The 1,309-nt window shown below is 43.4% G+C and carries 1 protein-coding gene and 1 other annotated feature; the gene reads right to left on the bottom strand.

Features of this window, described 5'->3' with window-relative positions; translation table 11 throughout:
• Positions 1-39 precede the first annotated feature (39 nt).
• Positions 40-1,259 (bottom strand): IS3 family transposase gene (locus tag BW139_RS18105; RefSeq protein ID WP_223230517.1). Its coding sequence is split into 2 segments (ribosomal slippage): positions 40-971 and positions 971-1,259, totalling 1,221 coding nucleotides; the frame shifts between segments, so codons are not numbered across the junction.
• Positions 865-981 (bottom strand) — a sequence feature (AL1L pseudoknot). Its footprint overlaps the gene before it by 117 nt.
• Positions 1,260-1,309 lie beyond the last annotated feature (50 nt).

Below are 1,309 nucleotides of genomic sequence, written 5' to 3'. Positions count from 1 at the left end.
TGAATCGCCCCGAGTTCATCGGAGACCAGTTTGTTTAAGTCAGGCCACTTTACCTGACTCGTTTAAATTATCATAGTAGTCTGTTTCATATTGAGCTGGTGAAATATACCCAATTGAAGATAATAAGCGTTGATTATTAAACCAATTGACCCACTCTAACGTTGCGTATTCAACAGCATCAACATTCTTCCACGGGCCATTTCTGCGAATAATCTCTGTTTTAAATAATCCATTTATTGTTTCAGCCAATGCATTGTCATAAGAGTCACCCACACTGCCTACAGACGCTTGAATTCCAGCTTCAGCAAGTCGCTCAGTGTATCGTATAGACAAATATTGGCTGCCTCTGTCGCTGTGGTGAATTAACCCTTCGGGGTTGCCACGATGCCAAATAGCTTGCTCTAACGCATCAAGAATAAGCTCTGTGTGCATTGTCGTTGATACACGCCAACCTACAATGTATCGTGAAAAAACATCTATCACGAAAGCGACATAAACAAACCCACTCCATGTGGCAACATAGGTGATGTCAGCTACCCAAAGTTGATTTGGCTGCTCAGCAGTAAATTGACGATTAACTAAATCAAGTGGCTTATCTTGTTGCTCGTCAGGTATCGTTGTCTTATGTGCTTTACCCCGACGAACACCTTGAATTCCCATAACTCGCATCAATCGTTCGACTGTACAGCGGGCGACTTGATGGTCGTCAAGCTGTAGCTGCTTCCATATTTTTCTTGCACCATAAACTGACATATTATCCTCCCACACTTCGCGAATGAGTATTATCAGCTCAGCATCACGCTTTTTGCGGTTAGACAGTCGCTCAGGCTCTCTTTGTATCTGTTTATGAGAATAATACGTTGATGGTGCAATCGGCAATTCCTTGCAAATTGACTCGACACCGTAATGCTCTCTGCAAGCATCAATAAAATCCACTATTACTTCTGTTTGCGGTCGAGCTCCGCTTGGGCGAAAAAAGCGGCAGCTTGCCTCAGGATATCATTCGTTCGCTTGAGCTCTTTATTCTCGCGCTCTAAGACGGCAAGGCGTTCTTCAGTTGATTGCGTATTAGAAGAGGGTTTAGACGGTTGAGCTTGAGATTTCTTGACCCATGCTCTAAGTGTTTCTGGGGTACATCCCAGTTTATCTGAAATCGATACTAGCGCAGCCCAAAGAGAAGGGTATTCATGCTGTTGTGTGGTAACAAGCCTAATTGCACGTTCACGAAATTCTGATGTATAGCGATTTGATTTTTTCATAGTTCCAGTTTCTCAAGTTATTGAGTCTCTGGCAAACACGGGGCGATTCA

This window comes from Pseudoalteromonas sp. SK18 (assembly GCF_001974855.1).
Classification (GTDB): Bacteria; Pseudomonadota; Gammaproteobacteria; order Enterobacterales; family Alteromonadaceae; genus Pseudoalteromonas.
This window is presented reverse-complemented; position numbering and strand designations above follow the sequence as displayed.